The sequence below is a fragment of the Saccharibacillus sacchari DSM 19268 genome, from assembly GCF_000585395.1.
In the GTDB taxonomy this organism is placed as follows: domain Bacteria; phylum Bacillota; class Bacilli; order Paenibacillales; family Paenibacillaceae; genus Saccharibacillus; species Saccharibacillus sacchari.
The window spans coordinates 5,203,723-5,227,247 of sequence record NZ_KK073875.1 but is presented as its reverse complement, the minus strand read 5'-3'; the positions used below and the strand labels follow the sequence as shown (position 1 = coordinate 5,227,247).

Sequence of the window (23,525 nt, the reverse complement as noted above, 5' to 3'; positions counted from 1 at the left end):
GATGCAGCGTTTGAGACGTTTTATCCGGGAATTGTCCCAGCAGCAATGGTTGAAGCAGATGGAGTGGAAGAACTGGGACATCACCCGTTCCACCTATGGACTTCCCGGCGAGTACACCGATATCGAGCCGTATCCGCAAGGCAAGGAACTGAATCCTTTCCCCAGCAAAAACGGCACGACTTACTTCTTCCGCTCGAAGCTTGACGTTCCTGCGGATTGGAATACGGATTCGGTAGGCCTGATCTTCGACTGCGGCGGCGAAGGGCTGCTGCGGGTGAACGGCAATTCGTATCAGGGGATCGACGACAACCATACGTACGCTACGCTTGATTTGAAGCAGGTCGGCCCTGAGCCGGAGCTTGAGATCGAGATGTTCGATATTATTCCCGAGCCTTACGACCCATTGAACGAGCAGGCGACGATCAAGCCTCCGATTACAGCGGTGCGCAGTTTGATCGTACTGCCGAACAAGCCTGTCCGCAGCCTGATGTACACCGTGACGGTGGTACGCGACTCGCTGGTGCTGCTGCCGGAGACCGACTTCCGCCGCGTGCGTCTGCTGGAATCTCTGCATAGCGCGATGGATGCTTTTACCGGACTTCGCCAAGACGAAATCCTGGAAGCTTCCGCTGTGGCCGCGATCGAAGAGCAGCTGCGCGGTCGCGTACGCGAGATCGGCGGCAACAACTCGGAAGGGCAAGAGATCATGGTCGGCCAATCGCATATCGACATCGCCTGGCTGTGGCCGGTACGGGAAACGGTGCGCAAAACGAGCCGTACGTTCTCCAGCGTTGATACGCTGATGAACGAATACCCGGGGTATCTGTATACGCAAAGCCAACCGATCCTGTTCGATTTCCTGAAGCAAAACGATCCCGAGCTGTACGAACGCGTGAAAGCCCGGATCAAAGAAGGCCGTTGGGAACTGGTCGGCGGCATGTGGGTCGAGCCCGACCTGAATATTCCGAGCGGCGAATCGCTGATGCGGCAGATGCTGTACGGCCAACGTTTTTATCAAGAAGAGTTCGGCAAAATCTCGCATATCGAATGGCTGCCGGACACGTTCGGATACTGCGCGTCGCTGCCGCAAATTCTGAAGCACGGCGGCGTGGACTACTTCATGACGACCAAGCTGAACTGGAACGACACGAACACCTTCCCGTACGATCTGTTCCACTGGATGGGGATCGACGGCACGCCGATTCTGTCGTATCTGAACCACGGCGTCAACGAACACACGCATCCGAAAGACATTCACGAACACTGGCAATCTTACCGTCAAAAAGACAAGCACACCGAGCAGATGCTGCTGTACGGACACGGCGACGGAGGCGGCGGCGTCACGCGGGAAATGCTGGAGTATATCGACCGCGCCGATCTGATGGTCGGACAGCCGGGCAGCCGTTACGGCACGGCGACGGAATTCTTCGAAGGCATCACGCAGGCGGAGCCGGATCTTCCGATCTGGCGCGGCGACCTGTATTTGGAGCTCCACCGAGGTACGTATACGACGCATGCCTATAACAAGCGCGCCAATCGCAAAGCGGAAATTCTGTATCGCGAAGCGGAGCTCTGGAACGCGCTGGCGGCGGGAGCGGCAGGTTCGACGTCGCCTGGCGCACAGCCGCATGAAAAATACGGCGAAGCACTGGAATCGCTGCACAAAGGCTGGAAGCTGATCCTGCTGAACCAGTTCCACGATATCATTCCGGGCTCGGCGATTACGGAAACGTATCAGACTTCGGATGCCGAATACGCGGAAGTGTTTGCGGAAGGCGACCGGGGTCTTGAGATCGGCACGAATGCGCTTGTGGATCGCATCAATACGCAGGGCGAAGGTACGCCTTACGTTATTTTCAATAGCCAGGGGTGGAACCGATTTGCTACGGTGCAGATTCCCGAAGCGGCGGGACAGGCGGCCTACGATTCCGAAGGAACTCGCCTCGAAGCGGATTACGACGAAACGACCGGCGAATTGAGCGTGTTCGTTCCGCATATTCCGGCATTGGGTTATATGACGATCTGGCTGCGTCCGACAGAAAAGGAAGGATTGCCGAACGCCGCAACTTCCGCACAAAGCGAAAGTTCGCATGAACGGACGGTTTCGGACGTGTGGGAAGCCGCGCATTATACGGTTCGTTTCAACGAACGGGGCGAGATCGTTTCGTTGTTCGACAAAGAAGCGGAGCGCGAAGTCATTCAAGCGGGCGAAGCCGCGAACGCGTTCCAATTCTTCCACGACCGTCCGACCGAATGGGATGCGTGGGATATCGATCCCCGCTTCGAACAGCAACCGGCTGGCCAAGCGGAACTGCTCGATAAAACGGTGATCGCTTCCGGCGGCGTGCGCGACGTGCTGCGTTTCCGCTGGAAACTGAATCAGTCGACGATCGAGCAGGATGTTATTTTCTACAAGCATGATCGCCGGATCGACTTCAAAACGCATGTGTCTTGGAATGAAGCGCACAAGTTGTTGAAAGTGGCTTTCCCGGTCGATGTGCTGGCTGAAAAAGCGACCTACGAAATTCCGTTCGGATCGCTGGAGCGTCCGACGCATCGCAATACGAGCTGGGAGCAAGCACAGTTTGAAGTATGCGGACACCGTTTTGCCGATGTATCCGAGCGCGGTTACGGCGTCAGCCTGCTGAACGATTGCAAATACGGCTACGATATTCAAGGCAGCAACATCCGTTTGTCCCTGCTAAGAGCGCCGAAATGGCCGGATACGCAGGCGGATCTGGGCGAGCATGATTTCACCTATTCGCTGTATCCTCACCATAGCAGTTGGAGAAGCGCCAATACCGTGCATGCCGCAGCGGCGCTGAACCAGACCCTGCCGGTCGTTCGTACAACCGCCCATGCGGGCGAATTGACGTCGTCGGCTTCGATGATTGTGTATACGGGCGAACATGTCATTTTGGACACGATCAAACCGGCCGAAGACGGAAGCGGCGTAATCGTGCGTCTGTACGAATCGGCAGGCGGACGGGAGTCGGTAATGTTCAACTGGCCGTATCCGTTCAAGCGAGCCGTCCTGTCGGGCGCGCTGGAAGAAGACGGCGAAGAATTGGAACTGATCGAGGGTGTCGCCGTATCGCTTGATTTCAAGCCTTACGAGATCAAGACGGTGAAGTTGATTCTGGCTTAATTTTTCTCGATTCGAGATTTTGATCCGCATGTTGCGCCGACGCCTTTCGCTCAACCATCCAAACGACGGCTTTCGCTGCCGAGACGGTGATTGGCGGGGCGTCGGCTTTTCTTTTCAAAAGAGATTCCGGTACATCAAACGAAAAAGGAGCGATCCACTTGGAACAATTCCGCCTTCCCAAAATCCCGATGCCCAAATTCGAACTTCCGCAAGCCGTGCAGGACGTGCTGGCCGAGGCCGACGTCGCGCTTGCGCATCGCCCCAAGCTGCTGAAGCTGTTCAAGAACTGTTTTCCCAATACGCTGGAGACGACGACCAAGCTGATGGACGACGGCACGACCTTCGTCATTACGGGCGATATCCCGGCAAGCTGGTTGCGCGATTCGGTCGAACAGGTTATTCATTATGTGCCTTTCGCCAAAGAAGATAAGGATCTGCAACGCATCATCGGCGGGCTGGTCAAGCGTCACGTGAAATACGTCCTGATCGATCCTTACGCCAACGCGTTCAACGAAACGGCCAACGATTGGCATTGGAACAAAGGCGACGGCACCGAGATGTCCCCGTGGGTCTGGGAGCGCAAATTCGAGATCGACTCGCTCTGCTTCGTCGTGCGTTTGGCTTATCTCTATTGGAAAGAAACGGAGCAGACGGATATCTTCGACGGAAGTTTCCGCGAAGCGATGGAAGCGATCGTGAACGTGTTCCGTACCGAGCAGTACCATTTCGAACAATCGCCGTACCGCTTCACCCGCGACAACGGCATCGAACATGACTCCCTGCAAAACAAAGGAATGGGCATGCCGGTCAACTACACGGGGATGGTCTGGTCGGGCTTCCGCTCCAGCGACGACGCTTGCGATTTCCACTACAATATTCCGGGCAATATGTTCGCGGTCGTGGCGCTTCGGCAGATGCAGGAGTTTTTCGAATGGATCTTCCGCGATCAGGATTACGTGCGCGAGCTGAAAAAGCTGGAGCAGGAAATCGATCGCGGCATCCGTTTGTACGGCACTTACCGTCACCCGGAATTCGGCCCGATCTACGCGTACGAGACGGACGGCTTCGGCAATTACTGCCTGATGGACGACGCCGGCACGCCGGGCCTGATGTCGATTCCGTATCTGGGCTACGTCGGCGCGGACGATCCGGTGTATCAAAACACGAGACGCTTCGCGCTGAGCAAAGAAAACCCGTTCTACTACGAAGGCACCGCGGCAAAAGGAATCGGCAGCCCGCATACTCCGCCGGATTACGTTTGGCATATGGCGCTTTCCATGCAGGGCTTGACGGCTTCGTCGAAAGAGGAGAAGCTGGAGTTGATTCAGATGCTGGAGAACACGGACGCGGACACCGGATTCATGCACGAAGGCTTCCATGTGGACGACCCGACGATTTTCACGCGAAAATGGTTTGCCTGGTCCAACAGCCTGTTCTCGCAGCTGGTGTATAAGGCGATGAAGGAGGATATTTTGTGAGCGAAACGTATTTGAAAAAAGCGGCGGAGCCGACCAATAAAAAGGTGATTTTTTTCCGCGACCCGAGCTTTCCGGCTTCCGGCCCGCTGCCGGGTTTGAAAGAACTGGGCGCTTACGGTCTGGTAACCAGCGCGGCCGATCTGGGCGACGCGTTGAACGACCGCTTGAGCGACGGCGACGGCGTATTGGTCAATCTGCACGCGCCGTATTTCCCGGAGAGCGCATGGACGGCCATTCTGGACTTTTTGAAAAAAGGCGGCGGCCTGCTCAGCGTAGGCGGAGCGCCGTTCAAGCGTCCGGTGCGTCAGGAAGGCGGGCGTTGGCGGATCGGGCCTGAGCAAACGGGTTATCACCAACAGCTCTTTATCCACGAAACGTTGGCGGTCGAAGCCAAACAGGCGGTTCGTCTGGAAGCTTCGCCGGAACTGCCGCTGCTGGACGGCGACGAAGCGTTGTTCGCGGCAGTCGACGAGAACGGCGGCGCAGCGGGAAAAGGAAGCATCGGCACGACTTGGAACCTGGTTCCGCATACGACGCGCGACGCCGATCTGCCGGAGCAAATGGGCTCGGCAGGCACGATGAGCACCAAAATCACGCCGCTGCTGCGGGCCTACGATGCTTCGGAGCGTCCGATCTCGGCCCCCGTTGTGCTGTGGGAGCAGGTGCGCGGTCCGTTTGCGGGTTCGCGCTGGGTGTTCGTGAACCGCCCGTTGACTGCTGCGCTTGCGGAAAGTCAAGGGCTTGAAGCATTAGCGCGTTGGGCGGCGTTCGCCGCGCGCGAAGCTATCGAGCTGTCGCTGGCACCGGATAGCGCCGTATACGAACCGGGCGAGCGTGCGCGGCTGAAGCTGCGCGTGCAGCGGATTCGTCGCGCAGGGGTTCCGGCCAATCTGCCTGTATTCGTCGAGCAACAGGACGTTGGCTCGCTGATTTCCGGCGGCAAGGTGTCGCGCATCGCGAAAAGCGACAGCGGACAAAGCGAAGGAAACGGAGCAAGCAAAAAAGGAAAAGCTGATCAGAATGCTGCGGGCAGCGGCGCCGAAGCGCAGCAACTCGGCCAAGCCGGAGCATGGACGTTCCGATTGTCCGTAACGTCGCCTGACGGCTCGGAAGCTTACGCCCAGACCCTTGAGACAGCGGTATCCCACGATTGGAACGTATTGAACATCGTGCTTCCTTTCGATATTAACCCGGGCCTGCATAACGTTACTTGTCATGCGCAATCGCCAGAAGGGGAAATTCGCGTACTTAGCCAAGGATTCTGGGGGCAAGATCAGGAGTTGCTGGCATCCGGTCAGCCGATCTCCTCCAACCGCGATTACTTCGTGCAAGACGGACGCCCGCTGCCGATCGTCGGCATGACCTACATGACTTCCGACGTGGCGCGCAAATTCTTGTTCCTGCCTAATGCGGCGGTCTGGGATCGCGACATGGCGGCTATGGCAAAAGCCGGCATCAACTGGATTCGTACCGGAATCTGGACGGCTTACCGCAATATTATGCAGGTTGACGGCCATGCGTCCGAGGAAGTGCTTCGCGCGATTGATGCGTTCTTCTTGACTGCCGCCAAGCATAAGCTGCATGTCACCTTCACCTTCTTCTCCTTTACGCCGGAGACATGGGAAGGCAAAAACCCGTACCTCGATCCGCAAAGCGTGGAAGCGCAGAAACGCTTTATCCGCTCGATCGTCAGCCGTCATACGCAGACGACGCATGTGGATTGGGATCTGATCAACGAGCCGTCGATGTTCGACCCGGCGAAAATTTTCTCGGCCGGACCGCGTTCGTTACGCGACGAGTTTGAACGTGCGGCTTTCGTGACCTGGCTTAAGAAGCGTCATGATTCGATTCATGAGCTGCGCGAGCACTGGAACATGACCCCTGCCGAATTGCCTTCGTTCGAAGCGGCGGCGATTCCGGAGCCTGAAGAGATCAACTTCGACGTGCAGGACATGCATAAAGGCAAAAAAGGCACCCGCTGGCTGGATTACAGCCTGTTCTCGGTCGAAATGCACAGCGCTTGGGCAGCAGAGCTGACCTCTTCGATCAAGCAGCTTGTTCCTCATCACCTGGTTACGGTCGGCCAGGACGAAGCGCAAGGCGCCCAGCGTCCGTCGCCGCTGTTCTATGAAGACGCCGTCGATTACACGACCGTGCATTCCTGGTGGCTGAACGACAGCCTGGTCTGGGACGGCGTGTTCGCGAAAACGCCGGACAAGCCGAACGTGATTCAGGAGACGGGCATCATGTACGTCGAAACGCCGGACGGCCGGGCCAAGCGCAGCGAGTTCGAACTGCGCAATTTCTTAGAGCGCAAGTATGCATATGCCTTCTCCACGGGCGGCGCGGGCGCGATCCAATGGATTTGGAACACCAACTTCTATATGGACAACGCCAACGAATCGCATATCGGGGCATTGAGAGCCGACGGCACGGAAAAGCCGGAAGCCGACGTATCGTATGATTTCGGACGCTTTATGGCTCAAATCCGCGATCTGTTCAAAGGGCGGAAGCTTGAAGAAGTGGCAGCCGTTTACCCGTATTCCAACGATTTCTCGAACCGTTCGTTCGCGGTTGAGACTACGAATCGACTGACGCGCGTGTTGACATACGATCTGAAGTTACCGTTCCGTGCGGTGTCCGAGTACCGACTGGATTCGCTCAAATCAAACCCGGCCAAGCTGATTTTCGTGCCGAGTCCGCACAATATGGACGACGATTCCATGAAGACGCTGCTGCGGATCGCCAAGTCCACGCAAGCGACTTTGGTTATCACGGGGCCGGTTGGTCTGGATGCGTACTGGCATGAATCGGACCGCGCCGACAAACTGCTTGGCATCCGTACGTTGGGCAATGTGCGCCGCGAAGAAATGTTGGAGCTGGACGGCAAGCGCCTGCCTGTCTCGTTCGCCGGACGCCGGATCGCGGAGACGCTGAAAGAAACGCCTGCCGATGCGGAAGGCCGCGCGGATCAAGTATTGAACGTGCCGAACGGAAAAGGACGATTGATCTGGAGTCCGCTGCCGATCGAACTGGGGTCGGGCGATGCTCCGATTGCCGAATTGTACCGATACGCCGCGGAGAAAGCAGGCGTCGTCGACGATCTGGAATGGTTGGCGGGCGGCGAGCTGGCAGGACTTTACGGCCGCAAGCTGAAGTTCGCCGAAGGCAGCCTGTACGTGTTCGTGTCCGAGTACGCGTGGGATGCCGAAGTGAAAGTTCGCGATCGGGCTACAGGCCGGATCTACAGCTTCACGCTGGAAAGCGAGCGCTCCGCGTTGTTCGCGACGAATTCGCAAGGCGATATTACGGCGGTTTACCGTCCGGAAGAAGTACAGATCGAAGTCGGGTAGCGATTGCGGCCTGAAAAGATCCTTCCGCATGACGCTCCGATCTTTCCGAATTGTTTGAGTCAAAGCTTTCAAGCTATGAAAAGAACTCCCGATTTTTAAAATCCGGGGGTTCTTTTGTGATAGTATCCATTGGACTTGAATGCTTGTTTACTTGCCGCGAAGCTATACTTTTTTTGGCGTCATAGCGCGTTTTTTGCCTGCTTTCTGAGTCACACGGCGATGTAAGGGTTAAAAGGAGGAAGTGCAAAGATGGGGCTTTTTGTCGAAACTTTTCGGCGAATGGCTGCGTCTATTTTCAACAGGAGGTGCATTTCCATGAAAACTTATAACCGTGCGGCAAGCTTGCTTGGCGTGCTGCTGCTGAGCGGAGCTTTGGCAGCCTGCGGGAACGAGTCGGACACCGCATCTCAAAGCGAACCGGCCGATACGACCGCGACATCCGACAACTCCACTATCGAAGAACCGGCAACAGCGCCGGCAGACGAGGAGGCAGCTGCGAACGAGGAGAACGGCGGAGATACCGCTGCCGATTCGACTGATGCGGCTACCGACGATCCGGCAGCAACAGAGGAAGAGGAATCAAGCGACACGGCTGCCGGCGATACGGCCGCAACGGACGAAGCTTCTTCCGCAACCGCAACCATTGACCAAGAAGATCCGGCCGATGCGTCCAAGCAAGGCGATAAAGGCGCAGGCGCAGACCGCCCGAAAACGGAAAACTTCGAAGTCGCCACAGCCGACTCTACCGATTCCGTCACCGGCAAACTTCAAGAAGGCTACGGTTATGCCTTTTACGCAATGGAAGGACTGGAATTCGACGCCGAAACCAACCGTCTGTCGATGACCGCAAATCCTGACTATTACGCGATTATCACGCCGCTCGAGAAAGGCTATGCGCTTGCCACGCTGCGCAACGAAGCCAAAACCGCGCTGAAAGCCTACGGCGCGCCAGTCGAACTTAAAGGCGACAAAGCTCCGGCAGCTTTGTCCGCTTCACGCCTGTTCCTTTCCGCCGAAAACGAAGCCGGAACCGGACAATTCGCACTCTGGGAAACCCCGGCCAAGGGATATGACATCAAAATCAATATCCCTGCCGGAGAAGACGCCGAAACATTCGCGCCGCTAGTCTACGCGTCCCTCTCCACGCTGGCTGACTGATAAAAGTTAAAAGTATCGTAAATCAAAAATGTATTGCGGAGACTGGGTTTTGAAAAGCAGTTGCGGCTTTAAAATCTTTTAACTCCTCTCCCAAAACTATAGTGACTGGGCGGAGGGAGAAATTCAGTGAAAGACGCCTTTGAACCCGGAAAATTCCTATCAAAAATTCAATCGATTTTCCGGGTGAGACAGCGTCTTGAACGAATTTCTCCCGCAGCCCCCGCTCACTGTACCTCAACCGTGCCTATTGTGCACGGTTTTTGCTTGCCGCCAGATCGGGTATGATATAGATGCGCGAAGAAATTCAGAAGGAAGAGGAGGCGAACCATTTTGCCGGACCGAAAACTGCTGGACGAGCTGTACCGAATGCGCGATTTTGCCGGAGAAGAAGATGACCTGGAGAGGTTTTCCGATATTTTAAACGAACTTGGCCAGAATGCTTCGGCAGAGGTGATTACCGATCTGTGCCGCATGCTGGAGGATGACGTGATTGAACCCAGCGCCGCAGGAGATTTGCTCGAGACGATCTTTTATATTGCGGATCGCTGCGGAATCCAGGCGAGCATGCATTACTTGGCACTTGGCGTACCGGGCCTGTTTCCGCGGGCGGAAGGATGGGCCGTACGCCTGCATCGCATGCTGCTGAATGCCGATCGCCCGGGTTTTCCCTATATTGAAGCTTACAGCCGCGCGCTCCGAACGATTCCCGCACGTGCCGCACGGCGCGTCGTGAATACCTTGCTGGATATCAAACGAACGCAGCCGCAGCTTTATCTGGAGAAAGTGGATCGTTTTACGGAAGCGTTGACTCGCGGCGAAGAGACGGGGGAGAATCCTGCCTTCGCGTCGAATTAATCCAATCAAGGTGGAGTAGAAAGACGGAGGTGGAAGAAGTGCCTATGACGCCCGAACGATTTATAGCTGCCTGGAATACGGCCGTGGACGGCCCGCTGCTGCGCTTCGACTGCGAAGCGCTGGAGGCTGTGCCGATCACGGACGAGGCCAGGCGCTTTTTATGCCAAGCCGGGCTTCCCGCCGATTCGGCCCCGTATCTTGAATTTCGTTCCGGCGAAGGACGATTGTCCGATTTGAAAAGCGCCTTCGGCATGCCGAAGGAATATTCCGCCTACTGGCTGCTGGGGACGACCGGATACGGGGACCCGGTTTGCCTGAAAGCCGGCGGATCTGAAGTCGTCTGTATCCGAATGGATCAGGGAGGTACGGAATGGTTTATTAATTCGTCCGTGCCGCGCTTTGCGGAATTTCTGTTGATCTACGCCGAGATGGTTCAGCGCACGATCCGCGAGAACGGACCGGATGCTTTTTTGCAAAACGAAATCCCGCAGGATACGCTGAAATGGGTCGTGCAAGAGTTCGGACGCATCGACCCCGCGGCCTTTGCCCAGGGAACTTTTTGGAGGGAAGAGGTGGAGGAGCGGCTTCAGCCGTGAAGCGTTGCGCAAGGAGCGGTCGCTTCGCCTTAAATATCGCGGGCGAAGGGCGGTTATACATATGAAGGTGGGAAAACGATGCGTACGATTTTGATTGTTGAGGACGATGTTGGACTAAACAACGGCATCGCCTTGGCACTGAGGGACGCCACAACGCAGATTCGTCAGGCGCATACGCTGACGGACGCACGCGAAGAGATCAAGCAGGGCGGTATAGATTTGGTTATCTTGGATGTTCGTTTACCGGACGGGAGCGGCTTCGACTTTTGCACGATGCTGCGAAAAGAGTCAGCGCTCCCGATTATTTTTTTGACGGCGAATGATCTGGAAAGCGATATCGTCACAGGTTTTGCGCTTGGAGGCGATGATTACATCACCAAGCCGTTCAGCCTGATGGTATTGCGGGCGAGAGTCACGGCAGTTCTTCGTCGCAGTGCTTCTATGCCGGAAGAACGTTTGGTCTACGCAGATTTGGAAATGGACTTTGGCAAAATGGAATACGTGAAAAAAGGCGCAAAACTATCGCTCAGCCTTACCGAACAAAAGCTGCTCAAGCTGTTGGTGGTCAATCGAGGACAAATCCTTCCGCGTGAGACGCTAATTGATCAAGTGTGGAGCGGGGAGTCGGAGTTTGTGGAGGAAAATGCGCTAAGCGTCGGCATCAAGCGTCTGCGCGCCAAGATCGAAGACGATCCGACCTCGCCCAAGTTGATCAAAACGGTCTACGGGTTGGGTTACACTTGGCCGAAGGAGGAACGGGAATGAGCGTCACGGAACGAAAACAGGGCATCGAACATGCAGGAACTATCGTCGATACCCCCTTCTGGCGTCTGGCGTTGCCTTTCGCGTCGGGAGTCTCCTTTTTGACAATAGCGTACGCCGGTTGGCTGTCGGGAGCCGCTTATCAGGATCAAAGCAGAGAAGGGGCCGTGATCGCTACGGTCGTTTTTTTGCTTTTGATGCTCGGAATAGCTGCATTATGGCTGCTTCATATACGACGCCTGACGTTACATTTTTTGCAATCCGTACACGAAATAGCGGATGGCGTGATTCGCGGCGAATCGAGACGATTAGGCTATACAGAGAGTACGTTGTCGTTGCTGGAGCACAAGCTGAGTCGTTTTGCCGAATGGGTCCGCGGACGTCAAGAAGAGATCGGATCGGAAAAGGAGAACATCCAGCGTTTGATCGCCGATATCTCTCACCAGACCAAAACGCCGCTAGCCAACATGCTGCTGTATACTCAGTTGTTAGAGGAGAAGGTCGGGGATCAGACACAGACCAAGTCATGGGTCGCCGCGATTCGCGAGCAGGCGGATAAGCTGCATTTCTTGATTCGCTCGCTGATCGACATGTCGCGGTTGGAAACCGGGATTTTGACGATGAATCTTGCTCGTTCTTCGCTGCTGGATACGGTACGCCAAGCCGTCTCGCAAGTTTATGTCGCGGCCGAACGGGCGGACGTGACACTCAGCGTGCGTATGGATGCGGAACATGAAGTGCAGGCTTGCCATGACGCCAAATGGACGGCAGAAGCGTTGTTCAATCTATTGGATAACGCGGTCAAATACGGTCGGCGGGGAGGAGAGGTGGAAGTTTCGTTATCGGTCGGCGACGTGTTTGCAAGAGTAGACATCGCGGATAACGGGCCGGGGATCGACGAGAATGAACGAGCCGGGATTTTCGGTCGCTTCAAGCGAGGGCGTTCCGCAGGCCAATCCGAAGGCGTGGGACTGGGCTTGTATTTGGCGAGGGAAATCGTACATGCGCAAGGGGGACGGATTCGTGCAGGCGTGTCGAAGCAAGGCGGGGCTTTGTTCAGTGTTTGGCTTCCAATCTGACGATTCTGACACTTTCCGGACAGCGGAATGTCAGAAAGTTCGGCTATAATGCAGGCAAACGAACATAAGGAGAGAGTGCCGGATGGACATGCTTCGAACGGAGGGCCTCACGAAACATTACGGAAGCGGAGAACGTCGGGTACAGGCCTTGGACCGGGTCGACTTGACTGTGAAAAAAGGAGAGTTCGTCGCGATTGTCGGAACGAGCGGAAGCGGTAAAAGCACGCTGCTGCATCTGATTGGAGGATTGGACCGGGCGACATCAGGACGCGTATATGTGGAGGACCGTGACCTTTTTACTATGGACGACGAGGAGTTGACGATTTTTCGTCGGCGCTGCATCGGGTTTGTTTTTCAAAATTATAATCTGATTCCGGTACTGAACGTTTATGAAAACATCGTGCTTCCGATCGAGTTGGACGGGGAAGTTCCGGATCGGGCTTACGTGGATGAGATCATCGCCACGCTTGGTTTGGAGTCGAAAAAAGAAAGTCTGCCCTCCAATCTGTCCGGCGGTCAACAACAGCGCGTAGCCATTGCACGGGCGCTGGCAGCCAAGCCTTCGCTCATTTTGGCGGATGAACCGACAGGCAACCTCGACAGCCGAACCGGGCAAGAAGTGCTGTTGTTAATCAAACGCATCAGCGAAGAGTTTGGGCAGACGATTGTGATGATTACCCATAACGACGAAGCCGCTCAAGCGGCGGATCGGATTGTTCGCATCGAGGACGGACGCATCGCAGAGCGGACGAACGAGGGATCAGGCGGCTTTCGGATATGAGCAAAGGGAATGTTCGCGGCAAATCGGTACTCGCCCGGATCGCGTTGAGGCAGCTTCGTGCCCATCGAATACAGAGCGTAATCACAGGTTGCGCGATTGTACTCACTACGTTACTCTTGACCGCTTTGTTTACGTTGGGGTTTTCGCTGAATAAGTCGATGGAACTTGCCGCAATGAAGACGGCCGGAACCGACTATCATGGCAGCTTCAAAAAACTGACGGTTGAACAAGCGGATATGCTGGCTACGGCTCCGCAGATTCGAGAATTTTCGCGTACGGTATACATAGGCAGAATTCAACACGCGGCTTTAACAAATTCACGGCTTGAGGTCATCGCCGTCGACGGGAATTATCCGAGCCATGCTTTTATTTCGTTTGAACAGGGCGGGTTGCCGGAGCAGGCGGACGGGATTGCGCTAAGCGGGTGGACGTTGGACGAGTTGGAGATTCCGCGAGAACTGGGCGCAGCAATCTCGCTCGATGTTCGTACAGACGAAGGCGATGTGCGGGCGCGTACCTTCCGACTCAGCGGATGGTATGAAACGGATCGTTATTTATCGGATGCAGGCGGAAATGTTGCGGGGCTGGCTTTTGTATCGAAATCTTTCGCCGCTGCTGAATTCGGGGAATATAATCCGACTGCCGGCGGGCAAGAACCGATATTGACGGGCAGCACGCAACTGTACGTGAAATTCCAAAATTGTTGGAATATCCGCAACAAGATGCATAAAGTGATGCAGAACGCCGATCTATCCGTCGATTACGGGGTCAACTGGGCGTACGCAAGCGAGAGTCTACTTCAACAACCTGCGAATATGTTGCCTTACGCAGGATTGTTGCTGATTGTGATGTTGAGCGGCTATTTGCTGATCTATAATATTTTTCATATTTCGGTCGTTCGGGATATCCGTTTTTTCGGTTTGTTAAAAACGATCGGGACCTCGCCGAGGCAGATTCGCCGGATCGTCTTGGTGCAGTCGAATCGCTTATATCTGTTAGCGTTGCCGATCGGCTTATTGCTAGGCTATGGAGTGGGTTCGCTGCTGTCGCCTTATGCAACTTCGTTGGCAACGGGAGTGACGGAAACGGCTTATTCGGTTCATCCGGTCATTTTTATGGCTGCCGCGATATTTTCTTATCTCACGGTGCGATTGTCTGCCGGACGTCCTGCGCGAATGGCGTCGGCTGCGACTCCTGTTGATGCCGCAAAATACGTGGAGGTATCAGTCGGTCGAAAAAAACGCCACCATGGAAAAGGTATAGTAAAAGGCGGCACCCGAATCTATCGGATGGCTTGGCGCAACTTGATCCGTAGTCCGCGGCGACTGGTCATTATGCTGGCTTCATTGTCATTGAGCTTGATCGTGTTCGGAATCGTCTCCAATATAATCGGTTCGGTCAGCATGGAAAAGTATCTGAACGATTATATCGTCGGAGACTGGATGCTTCGGGAAGAAGAGCTTATAGGCGTTAGCGAGGAGAGATTGACGGAGGACAACAGCAGCTTGCAGGGGCATGCGCTGAATAATGAAGTCGCAGAACATTTGGAACGTCTTCCCGGCATATCGTCGGTTGATCGGGTCTACTGGGAGCAAACGGAGTTTACGGTCGATGATTCGATAAGCCGCCTGATCGCCGACAAACAGCCGGATTTGCCCAAGAGAGAATCCGTACCTGTGCAGATGTATGGTCTGGGTGCGGGTTTTTATGATCTTTTAAAAAAGGATGACGTTGTGGCGGGAACATTCGATTCGGCCAAGTTTGCTCAAGGCGGTTACGTGTTGGTGACAGAAGCTTTGCTGGGCGGCGAACCGAAATACGCATCCTATTATCGCCCTGGGGATCGGCTGCGGTTGCCTGGTTCTGCGGAACAGCGGGAAGTGATGGCCGTGCTCCGGTACGATGCCTTTTATGCGATCGGAACGCGTTATTTTAGCCAGTTCGGCTTCAACATCTATGCGCCGGAAGCTGAAGTCCGTGCGAAGCATCCGAATGCTTCGTTGCTTGTAGTATCCTTGGAAGCTGTAGAGAGGGGAGCAACCACTTCTTCTGCCGACACGTTGGGCGCTTCCGTTCAGGCGATTGCCTCTGAGCATATTGGAGTATCCGTTCGTTCCCGTGAAAATTATCGGCAAGAGCTGTCGCGTTTTGTGAATGTTTTTCGCTTGATCGGTTATGGGTTGTGTATGGTCATTGCGCTGATCGGCCTGCTCAATTATGCGAATACGGTGTTAAGCAGTATCTTTTCCAGGCGAAAAGAATTGGCTGCGATGGAGAGCATCGGCATGACGAAGAAACAACTGCGCACATTGCTTTTTGCGGAAGGGCTTTGGATAACCGGACTAACGTCAGCGATTGTGCTGCTGCCCGGGATGTGGGTAACGGCAAGTATGGTACGAACGATAACGGAGCAGATGGCGTTTACCGTCTTTCGTATGCGGATATGGCCGACCGTAGCGATGCTTCTCGTCTTGTTGGTTATCGCGTATGCGCTTACCCGAATGGTATGCCGAATGCTTGCTGTCTCTTCGATTACAGAACGTTTGCGGGAGTAGTGGAACTAACGTCAAGCCCTCCGCGTCTATCCATAGAGTTAAACTAACGAAATGGGCGATGGCTGAGATAGGAGGGCTTTTCTTTGAAAATCAACACAGTTCCATTGCTTGCAGTAGCCGTTGTCGTCGGCGTACTGGCAACCGGATGCGGAACGAGTGCTTCAGCACCCGAGCAAAATGGCCCAAAAGCAGTGAATCAAACGGATCATCAGACGGAATCTGCCGAGGTTGTCGCTGAACCGGAGAAGGTTTATTTGAAAAAAGAATATTACGAAGGTTCGAGGGTTGAGCCTGAGCAGATCGATCTGTTAAACGAGCTTTTTCGCGCGCAACAAACAGACGATACTTCGGCCTACGCCGCCTTGTTCACGCAAGACGCGCCTGAAGCGGATAAGCAGATCTCGTTCCAAGTGGATAAAGCTGAAAACTTTGATCTGTTCAGATCCGAGTCCGATCCGACAGGGATCAATCCGCTCGGTGGCGCAATTCGGGAGAACGCCGCAGACGGTTACCATTCGATTTTGTATAAGCTCAAGCAAGAAGCGGGGCAATGGAGGGTTGCGGGAATCGAACGTGCCGACGGGCCTTTCGTGGACGAGGAACGTTATGCGAATGACGAATTAGAGATCGTAAAGCTGATTAACGCAAGCACAAAAGCTCAAATAGCCGGAGATGCGGACGCTTACCGGAAGCTGTTCATTCCGAATTCGAACTCCGGCGTGCTGGGCGTAGACGCGCCTCCGATCGAAGAATTGCAAATCATGGATATGCAGCCGCCTTCAGCGGATACGGCTATTGTTCACGTTCATTATCGCGTAGAAGGCGAGAAAAACGTTCGTTCCAACGCTTACGTGTTTGTGCGGCAAGAAGGAAAATGGATGATGTACGATATTGACTAAAATATGTCTATTTAAAGTAGACATACTCTTTCACCGACGGACAGTTTGAGTCCGTTCGGTGATTTTTTTCGCGACCCGATGCGGATTTTCGTTTTTTGTTGTAGGATAGAGTATGCGTCTCGCAAACGCGGGTGTGCATTACTGTGCAAAAGAATCGGAGGAAGTCAAGTGGAAAGCGCAAATAAGTCTGGCAGCGAAAAGCTTCAAAAAAAACTGCTGCCGCGGCATATCAGTTTTATGGCCATGGGCGGCGTCATCGGGACCGGCATCTTCAAAGGTAGCGCCGAGACGATCGGGCTTGCGGGACCGGCCGTCGTGTTAACCTACCTGTTCGGCGGCCTGCTGCTGTTGGTCGTCATGGGGGCGATCGCGGAATTGGCGAGCGTCTACCCTAACCGCAACATGAAAGAATTTATCCGTCAGGCATTCGGCCCGCGTCCGGCGTTTATCGTGGGCTGGCTGTATGCTTTTCTTATGCTCAGCGTCTGCGTGATCGAGGTAACGGCGGCCGGATCATTTTTGCAATATTGGATGCCGGGCGTACCTCTATGGGTACTGAGCCTTGCCAGCGCGGCGCTCATTCTAGGCATCAACCGAATGAGCGTCGAAAGTTTCGGGGAGACCGAGTTTTGGCTGGCCGGAATTAAGATCGCCATGATCGTCGTGTTTATTATTCTGGGCGCGGGTCTGTTGTTCGGCTTGATTCCGGGGGCTACAGGCGAAGCTCCGGGATTGACGAACTATACCGCGCACGGGGGTTTCATGCCGAACGGCTGGCTGTCGGTCTTTTCCGCTCTTCTTGTCGTGATGTTCTCTTACGGCGGATCGGAGCTGATCGGCATGACGCTGACCGAAGCCAAAGATGCGGAGAAGGTCATGCCCAGAGTCGTCAAAAGCTTCATCCTGCGCGTCGTGCTTTTTTATTCGCTACCGATCCTGGTCATTTGCGGCCTCATTCCATGGAACCAGCTGGCGGGACAGAATAGTCCGTTCGTACAGGTGCTGGAAGCAACGGGGCTTAGCGGCGCGGCGCATATCATTAACTTTATTTTGGTCATCGCGGTGCTGTCGGCGGCCAACTCCAGCATTTACGGCGCGACGCGGATGCTGCATTCGATGGCGTCTGCCGGAGAAGCGCCCAAGGCGCTGGGCATGACTACGGCAAAAGGCGTGCCCGTTGGCAGTTTGCGCTTATGCGCGGCGGTTCTGGTACTGGGAGCGGTGATCGCCTATGTCGCGGAAGACAATCTGTTCGCGATTCTGCTGGCGGTTCCGGGCTTCGTGGTGCTCGTCGTTTGGCTGTCGATCTGCTTGGCCCAGCTCAAGCTGCGCCCGCAGTATCCGACAAAGCCGACGTTCCGCATCTGGGGCTATCCGTATATTACGGGTACGACGGCCGTGATCTTGGCGGTCATCGCGGCAGGCTTCGTGATCGATCCGCAGAACCGGTTCAGCATCGGCGTCTGCGTGGGCGTGTTGGTATTGTTAACGGTCTGGTCGATATTGAAGTTTAAAAAGCCGGCGGCGTAGGTTTGAGGGTTACATTCTAACAAGAACGTTCCATAAAAAAGAAGCCGAAAGCGATTCTTGTCGCATTCGGCTTCTTTTGACTATGTAGAGAACATGAGCGCGGCTAGCTTACAAATAAGCGCCGAACCATTCCTTCGCCCGATCCCAATCGACGCCGAGATGTCCGCGCCATCCGGCGTAAGGCATCTCGATATCGGAGCGTCCTTGCGTGGAGTCCAGATCCATGCCTGCTTGAACCATCACTTCGTGATTGATCCAACGCTTCGGATCGACAGGCATGGCAGCATTCGGAATTACGCCGACTTCGGCCAAGGTACTGAGCAGAGCGCGCCGCGTTCCCGAATTGCCTTTGATGACCTTTTCCGCGCTGAGTCGTTTCTCCAGTTTTCCCGGAGTCTCGCCAGCTTGAGCGCGATCAACGCCTTCAAGCAAGCTTTTGAGTGCCGCCGCATCTTCTTCGGTCGGATGAATTTCCGGCAGTTCGATCCGTTCCGTAAGATCCGCATAAATGCCTTTCGGCGAATGCCAATTATAGCCGAGCCATAAAGATTCCCGGATATCGGATAGATTATCGTGCGTTCGAGTCGACAGTTCGCTAAATCCGCAAACCCCGCATGCCGCGAGTCTTTGCGCCGGATGATAGGGATGGTCGGGAATAAGCGTCGCGAAATGAAGGTTCATCAAGCCGTTAATCCCGCGCCGATAGCTGCCTCCTGCCGCAGCTACGAATTCGCCGATCAGACGTTCTTTGGACAAACGTTCGTCACGAATGAGTTCGGTAATCGCAGGAATCAGTTCATCGTGATTCATCTGCACGATATCATTGGGTTGCCATTGGAGTTCATTCATGAAAGCCAATTCTTCGGCAGACAGGATACTTACGTCATAGACCGTTACGCCGCGCTGCCGGTCGTAAGTGCCGTTATTATAATGGTAGAGTTTTTTGAAAAGGGCGATGCGTTTTTTGTAGGTTTTGAGGATATCGGTCATTGAATGAACTCCTTTCGATTTCGCGTTCCGCACTGCCCGAAGCGCCGACATTCGATTCGAACGCGATCAGCTCGTCGGCTTGCCCAGTTCCCGTTTCACGCATTGATCCGCCTGCCGCGTCGTTTCAGGAAGGCGGTAGCGCGGAGTCAGTTTCAAGATCCATTCGCAAGCGTCTGCCTGGGATAAACGGTGACCCGCCGAGACGTAGACCGGCTTGACGCCGTTTTGCGTACGCAGGCAGTAACCAATCGTCTCGTCTCCGTCGACCAGCGGCGAAGCCGATCCGCGTTCGCCGTCCGGTTCTTCGTGTTCCCCGATCAGCCGGGTCTTGCCGCATCCGATCGTCGGTATATCCAGCAGCAGTCCCAGATGGCTGGCCAGCCCGAATCTCCGCGGATGCGCGATGCCCTGCCCGTCGCACACGATCAAGTCGGGCGGTGTTTTCAGACGCTTGAACGCTTCCAACACGGGCGGCAGCTCGCGAAACGAAAACAGTCCCGGAATGTAAGGGAACGAAGGCTTGCCTTCCGCGGCAGCCGTCTCCACGACCTCCAGCGTCTCCGCATCCAACACCACCACCGCCGCGATCAACCGATCGTCGTTTTTGTCGTAAGCCACATCCACCCCCGCGACCCTCCGAACTTTCCAACCTTGCGGAGTCTCCAACGAGACTGTTCCCGCCCATTCCTCTTGAAGCCCGATCGCTTCCTTTTCGCTCAAATTCCAAGCATGCTTCATTACGGCTTGCATAACTTCCTCCCGCTTCTTTTCTTCGCCATAGCCTCAACCCATTTATAACAAACCTGCTAGGCTCATATCAAACCGCACCGAATTTCGCTTCCTAATCTTTTTCCTTTTTCAAATAAAAAAAGAGACGCCGCTTAGGCGACACCTCTACAACTTTCCAAAAGATCTATTTAAAGAAGCTATAGCGAATTTCTCCCGCAGCGCCCCAAGCTTCCCCTCACGAATAGGCCTTTCCTCCCCGCACCCGATTCAAGTAGATCATCAAGAACACGAACGCCGCCGCGAACGATCCCGTAATGATCCAAATCGGAATCCGAGGGTCGAGCGTATACGCCCAGCCTCCCACGATCCCCGCCGGAGAAGTCAGCAGCAGGATCACGACGGAGAGCATCGAGAACACTTTGGCCCTTTTTTCGTCGTCGATCGCGTTTTGCACGGCCGCTTCCAGGTACGGCGAGCTGATCATTAAGCCTACGGCCGCAAGCACCGTGCTCAAGCCGATCCAGGCCAGATTCGACGTCGGCCAGATCACCAGCATCACGTTCGACAATACCGACAGCGCGAATCCCGCCATCATCGAGCGCGTCTCGCCTTCGGCGGGAATCTTCGGCATGATGAACCACAGCGCGAGCAGCATCACGATAGAGGATACGGCCGGCACGAGCGAGATCAGCCCGCTGTCCACCTTCAGATAATCGGCCAGATACAGCGAAAGATACGTCGTTTTGAGCGTCATTTGGAAGTTGAACAGAATGTAAACGACGAAGATCAACATCAGACTGCGACTGGCAAACAGATCACGGATCGCGCCGCTATAATCGATCATGCTCTTTTTCAGCCCGAGATCCTTCGTCTCCTGCATTTTCCGATAGCCCATTTCCGTTTCTTTCGTCGTGATATGCCGCCCGATAAACTGGAAGGTCATCAGCACGGAACACATGACATACATGATCCGCGTTCCGTCCACCAATCCGTAATGGTCGACCAGCAGACCGCCGAGCGGTGCGAACAGTCCGCCGACAACGCCGATGATCTGAAGCAGCGTGAACACATAGGTCCGATCTTTTTTCGGCGTGTCCTCGACGATCAGACAGTAGAAGGCCACATGCGGAACCCGTTGAAGCCCGTTAATGAATGTCGCGATGACGAAGAACCAGATATTTTGCGAAAAAGCAAAGATCAACATCGCCACGCTCCAACTGAGCACGTCGAAGGTGAGAATAGCTCGTTTGCGGCCCATTCGGTCAGTCAGGTATCCGCTCATAAAAGCCGACATCACCTGCACCATCAGCCCGAGCGTCGTGATCCAGCCGATATTCGTTTCGCTCACGCCTAGCTCGTACATGTACAGCGTGGCGTAAGTCGCCATCATGCTGTACGGAATCAGGAAAAACGGTTCGAAAGCGAGGCAGCCCCGGCTGTTGCCGCGAAGTCTCGGGAAAAGCGTTCTTGCCATGCGGGATTTCCTCCGGTGTCGTCAAATTGAATTTAAAGCGTTTTCGTTGGGTGCTAAAATATAGGTTACTATAGAAGAAGCTCGGAAAACAACCCTGTCGAAAAAGAAAATCAGGAGGAAAAAAAGATGGCTGAACGCACCCGATTCATCGAAGTTGTTCCTTACGATCCAGCTTGGCCGGAGGAGTTCGAAAAGATCTCCAATGCCTTAAAGGAATGGATCGGCGACTTATTGATCCGCATCGAGCATGTAGGCAGCACGTCGGTCGAAGGACTGCCGGCCAAGCCGATTATCGATCTGGATGCCGTAATGAAAAGCATAGAAGTGCTGCCCGAAATCATTGAACGCTTGCGCCTGCAAGGATTTGAACATCAAGGCAATCTGGGCGTGGAAGGCCGAGAAGCTTTTCACCCGACGAGGGACTTGGGCTTTATGAAGTTCCACCTCTATGTCTGCCCGCCGGACGGAAAAGGTTATTTGGAGCATATCGCCCTGCGCGATTACCTGCGGCGGCACGACGAAGCCCGCGATGAATATGCCCGAATCAAGAAGCGGCTTGCCGAAGCGCATCGAACGGACATTGACGCTTACGTGGACGGGAAGACCGCGTTTATTCGGCAGGTGCTGCGGAAATCCAACGTTTGAGTCGAGCGCTCACGCTTCTTCGTCGGCGATTCGTTTTACGGTAAAAACGCCATCGACCGACGTCACTCGGTACAGCTCATCGAATCCTTCCGCAAAAGAAGGGACGGTGAGTTTTTTCATGACGCTTTGGATGCCGATTTCCCGTACGACGGATTTGCCGCTCCGCTGCGCGTTACGCCGAATGCTTTCCGCATAATCCGGTTCGAAGTAGAAGCCGACGACGGAGAACCGGTGTTTTTTCGCTTCTTCAATATAGGTGAGCCGATCTTCCGGCAGCGGATTCGTATTATCGACCACAAACGGCTGCTTACTTTCGAGAAAAGCCTGTAACAAAAGCTTTTCCCGATACCTTGTCTTAAGCATGTCCATATTGAGCCGCAGATGGGTGTCGATATAACGTTCCTTGTAAAAAGTCGATTTGCCGGTAGCCTGGATGCCCATGAATATGATGCATTCCATGCTACACGCCCTTTTCCCGATCCGGATAAACGAAGCGATTGATGTAGTCCCGATCCTGTGAAAAGACGGGCGTGTCGAGATCGACTTCCCATCTGCGCCGCACGGCCGTGCCTTTCAAGAACTCTTTCTTTACGATGCAGGCGCCGCGTTTTTGCCAAGCGGGAAGGTCGTTCCAATTCAGCGCTTTTTCCGAAAAAAGCTTCTCCTGCAATGCGCTGCCGTCCAATCCTTGCAGCTCGTGATGCGGGAAGTTGGCTTGGGCGACCATGGAGATGCTGTTCTTGGTCGCGTCCATCTGTCTCCAAAGAAAATAGTTCGTCACTTCGTCTTGCGGCAGTACCCAGGCGCGCGCGTCGAAGGTGGCGAGCGGTCGATCGGGATAGACGTTGCGAATCTCTTCATTAAATTTGGCCGTTGCCATGGACGCGGCGACAGAGACGATCTTTTGCAGATTGTTTTCAAACCACGAAGCGGTCGTCAGCTTATCGTAGTTGGTCAGCAGGATCGAAATTTCGTCGCTTTGATGGTAGACCAGTTTGCAGCCCATGATGTTTTGCGCGAGGTATTTGCACGTTTCCCAGAATACATGGATCAGCGGTTCGTCAAAAGGTTTGTTCATCCCTTTGGTGAAGGTGTGAAAATGGCAGCCGTCGATGCGGATCAAGACGGGCATGCGGCCGGGCAAGTGATGGCGGAACGCATTTTCGTAATGTTTCATGCGCGTGCCGAAGTCGTCGATATGCATGATGTGAAAAACTCCTTTATAGGGAAGGTGTGAAAAAACCGACGATTCGAATATCGTCGGTTTAGGTTGCTCTCGAAAGTTACGTGGGCGCGGGAAGCGAGAAGACTCCGAGAAAAATTCGTTCAAGACGCTGTCTCGCGCAGAAAGCCTACGGCTTTCCGCGCTCAAAGGCGTCTTTCACTGAATTTTTCTCTCCGTCTTCTCGCTTCCCGCTACGTTGGAGTTTCTCGTTGCATTGAACCGACGGTTTGCTATCGTCGGTTTTTTGTAGAAATGTGGACAAGAATAA

At 54.5% G+C, this 23,525-nt stretch carries 18 protein-coding genes; 13 read left to right on the top strand and 5 right to left on the bottom strand.

The genetic code is table 11. The features are described from left to right. The first annotated feature begins 1 nt into the window (after position 1). From SACSAC_RS22630 to SACSAC_RS22575, 12 genes are all read left to right on the top strand, one after another. Complete coding sequence (locus SACSAC_RS22630; protein ID WP_037290625.1) at positions 2 to 3,148, top strand: alpha-mannosidase; 3,147 nt, start codon at positions 2 to 4, stop codon at positions 3,146 to 3,148. Between the two features lie 158 nt (positions 3,149 to 3,306). Further along, positions 3,307 to 4,626, top strand: coding sequence for a glycoside hydrolase family 125 protein (locus SACSAC_RS22625; RefSeq protein ID WP_037290624.1), 1,320 nt, complete (start codon positions 3,307 to 3,309; stop codon positions 4,624 to 4,626). Beyond that, positions 4,623 to 7,979 carry a beta-galactosidase gene (locus SACSAC_RS22620; protein ID WP_051507335.1) on the top strand — a complete coding sequence of 1,119 codons (3,357 nt, stop codon included), beginning with the start codon at positions 4,623 to 4,625 and terminating at the stop codon, positions 7,977 to 7,979. The genes SACSAC_RS22625 and SACSAC_RS22620 overlap by 4 nt, the downstream gene beginning before the upstream one ends. 315 nt (positions 7,980 to 8,294) lie before the next feature. Further along, the gene (locus SACSAC_RS22615) at positions 8,295 to 9,137 is read left to right on the top strand and encodes a hypothetical protein (RefSeq protein WP_037290622.1); all 843 of its coding nucleotides are present in this window, start codon (positions 8,295 to 8,297) and stop codon (positions 9,135 to 9,137) included. 330 nt (positions 9,138 to 9,467) lie between these two features. Further along, positions 9,468 to 9,992, top strand: coding sequence for a hypothetical protein (locus SACSAC_RS22610; protein WP_051507334.1), 525 nt, complete (start codon positions 9,468 to 9,470; stop codon positions 9,990 to 9,992). A 44-nt stretch (positions 9,993 to 10,036) separates the two neighbouring features. Then, positions 10,037 to 10,588 carry an SUKH-4 family immunity protein gene (locus tag SACSAC_RS22605; RefSeq protein WP_037290620.1) on the top strand — a complete coding sequence of 184 codons (552 nt, stop codon included), beginning with the start codon at positions 10,037 to 10,039 and terminating at the stop codon, positions 10,586 to 10,588. 78 nt (positions 10,589 to 10,666) lie between these two features. Then, positions 10,667 to 11,353: a response regulator transcription factor gene (locus SACSAC_RS22600; RefSeq protein ID WP_037290618.1), complete on the top strand. Its 687-nt coding sequence runs from the start codon at positions 10,667 to 10,669 to the stop codon at positions 11,351 to 11,353. Next, positions 11,350 to 12,429, top strand: a complete 1,080-nt coding sequence (locus SACSAC_RS22595) for a sensor histidine kinase (protein WP_084778286.1) — start codon at positions 11,350 to 11,352, stop codon at positions 12,427 to 12,429. The genes SACSAC_RS22600 and SACSAC_RS22595 overlap by 4 nt, the downstream gene beginning before the upstream one ends. A gap of 82 nt (positions 12,430 to 12,511) precedes the next feature. Further along, a complete protein-coding gene (locus tag SACSAC_RS22590) occupies positions 12,512 to 13,210 on the top strand; it encodes an ABC transporter ATP-binding protein (RefSeq protein ID WP_037290616.1) in 699 nt (232 codons plus the stop codon). Next, positions 13,207 to 15,765 carry an FtsX-like permease family protein gene (locus SACSAC_RS22585; protein WP_037290613.1) on the top strand — a complete coding sequence of 853 codons (2,559 nt, stop codon included), beginning with the start codon at positions 13,207 to 13,209 and terminating at the stop codon, positions 15,763 to 15,765. The genes SACSAC_RS22590 and SACSAC_RS22585 overlap by 4 nt, the downstream gene beginning before the upstream one ends. An 83-nt stretch (positions 15,766 to 15,848) precedes the next feature. Continuing rightward, positions 15,849 to 16,664 carry a nuclear transport factor 2 family protein gene (locus SACSAC_RS22580; RefSeq protein WP_037290610.1) on the top strand — a complete coding sequence of 272 codons (816 nt, stop codon included), beginning with the start codon at positions 15,849 to 15,851 and terminating at the stop codon, positions 16,662 to 16,664. A 237-nt stretch (positions 16,665 to 16,901) separates the two neighbouring features. Beyond that, entirely contained in the window at positions 16,902 to 18,194 is a 1,293-nt protein-coding gene (locus SACSAC_RS22575; protein WP_051507556.1) for an amino acid permease, read from the top strand. Between the two features lie 108 nt (positions 18,195 to 18,302). Here the strand turns inward: SACSAC_RS22575 and SACSAC_RS22570 are convergent, their stop codons facing one another. The 3 genes from SACSAC_RS22570 to SACSAC_RS22560 all read right to left on the bottom strand — a co-directional run bounded on the left by SACSAC_RS22570 (position 18,303) and on the right by SACSAC_RS22560 (position 21,387). Further along, the gene (locus SACSAC_RS22570) at positions 18,303 to 19,184 is read right to left on the bottom strand and encodes a hypothetical protein (protein ID WP_037290604.1); all 882 of its coding nucleotides are present in this window, start codon (positions 19,182 to 19,184) and stop codon (positions 18,303 to 18,305) included. 66 nt (positions 19,185 to 19,250) lie between these two features. After that, positions 19,251 to 19,934, bottom strand: a complete 684-nt coding sequence (gene nfi / locus SACSAC_RS22565) for a deoxyribonuclease V (protein WP_037290601.1) — start codon at positions 19,932 to 19,934, stop codon at positions 19,251 to 19,253. Positions 19,935 to 20,148: 214 nt separating this feature from the next. After that, entirely contained in the window at positions 20,149 to 21,387 is a 1,239-nt protein-coding gene (locus tag SACSAC_RS22560) for an MFS transporter (RefSeq protein ID WP_037290599.1), read from the bottom strand. Positions 21,388 to 21,513: 126 nt separating this feature from the next. Here SACSAC_RS22560 and SACSAC_RS22555 point away from each other — a divergent pair, with 126 nt between their 5' ends. Then, complete coding sequence (locus SACSAC_RS22555; RefSeq protein WP_037290596.1) at positions 21,514 to 22,032, top strand: GrpB family protein; 519 nt, start codon at positions 21,514 to 21,516, stop codon at positions 22,030 to 22,032. Between the two features lie 9 nt (positions 22,033 to 22,041). On the opposite strand, the gene SACSAC_RS22550 is transcribed toward SACSAC_RS22555, so the two are convergent. Both SACSAC_RS22550 and SACSAC_RS22545 read right to left on the bottom strand, forming a co-directional pair. Beyond that, a complete protein-coding gene (locus tag SACSAC_RS22550) occupies positions 22,042 to 22,491 on the bottom strand; it encodes an AAA family ATPase (RefSeq protein WP_037290593.1) in 450 nt (149 codons plus the stop codon). Position 22,492: 1 nt separating this feature from the next. Beyond that, a complete protein-coding gene (locus SACSAC_RS22545) occupies positions 22,493 to 23,236 on the bottom strand; it encodes a tRNA(His) guanylyltransferase Thg1 family protein (protein WP_037290591.1) in 744 nt (247 codons plus the stop codon). Positions 23,237 to 23,525: the final 289 nt, after the last annotated feature.

Bases quoted from the DNA above. Each gene is read 5' to 3' on its own strand.
- SACSAC_RS22595 (WP_084778286.1), top strand. From the start codon at position 11,350: ATGAGCGTCACGGAACGAAAACAGGGCATCGAACATGCAGGAACTATC.
- SACSAC_RS22560 (WP_037290599.1), bottom strand. From the start codon at position 21,387: ATGGCAAGAACGCTTTTCCCGAGACTTCGCGGCAACAGCCGGGGCTGC.
- SACSAC_RS22615 (WP_037290622.1), top strand. From the start codon at position 8,295: ATGAAAACTTATAACCGTGCGGCAAGCTTGCTTGGCGTGCTGCTGCTG.
- nfi (WP_037290601.1), bottom strand. From the start codon at position 19,934: ATGCAAGCCGTAATGAAGCATGCTTGGAATTTGAGCGAAAAGGAAGCG.
- SACSAC_RS22555 (WP_037290596.1), top strand. From the start codon at position 21,514: ATGGCTGAACGCACCCGATTCATCGAAGTTGTTCCTTACGATCCAGCT.
- SACSAC_RS22570 (WP_037290604.1), bottom strand. From the start codon at position 19,184: ATGACCGATATCCTCAAAACCTACAAAAAACGCATCGCCCTTTTCAAA.
- SACSAC_RS22545 (WP_037290591.1), bottom strand. From the start codon at position 23,236: ATGCATATCGACGACTTCGGCACGCGCATGAAACATTACGAAAATGCG.
- SACSAC_RS22575 (WP_051507556.1), top strand. From the start codon at position 16,902: ATGGCCATGGGCGGCGTCATCGGGACCGGCATCTTCAAAGGTAGCGCC.
- SACSAC_RS22600 (WP_037290618.1), top strand. From the start codon at position 10,667: ATGCGTACGATTTTGATTGTTGAGGACGATGTTGGACTAAACAACGGC.
- SACSAC_RS22630 (WP_037290625.1), top strand. From the start codon at position 2: ATGCAGCGTTTGAGACGTTTTATCCGGGAATTGTCCCAGCAGCAATGG.
- SACSAC_RS22590 (WP_037290616.1), top strand. From the start codon at position 12,512: ATGGACATGCTTCGAACGGAGGGCCTCACGAAACATTACGGAAGCGGA.
- SACSAC_RS22605 (WP_037290620.1), top strand. From the start codon at position 10,037: ATGACGCCCGAACGATTTATAGCTGCCTGGAATACGGCCGTGGACGGC.
- SACSAC_RS22585 (WP_037290613.1), top strand. From the start codon at position 13,207: ATGAGCAAAGGGAATGTTCGCGGCAAATCGGTACTCGCCCGGATCGCG.
- SACSAC_RS22550 (WP_037290593.1), bottom strand. From the start codon at position 22,491: ATGGAATGCATCATATTCATGGGCATCCAGGCTACCGGCAAATCGACT.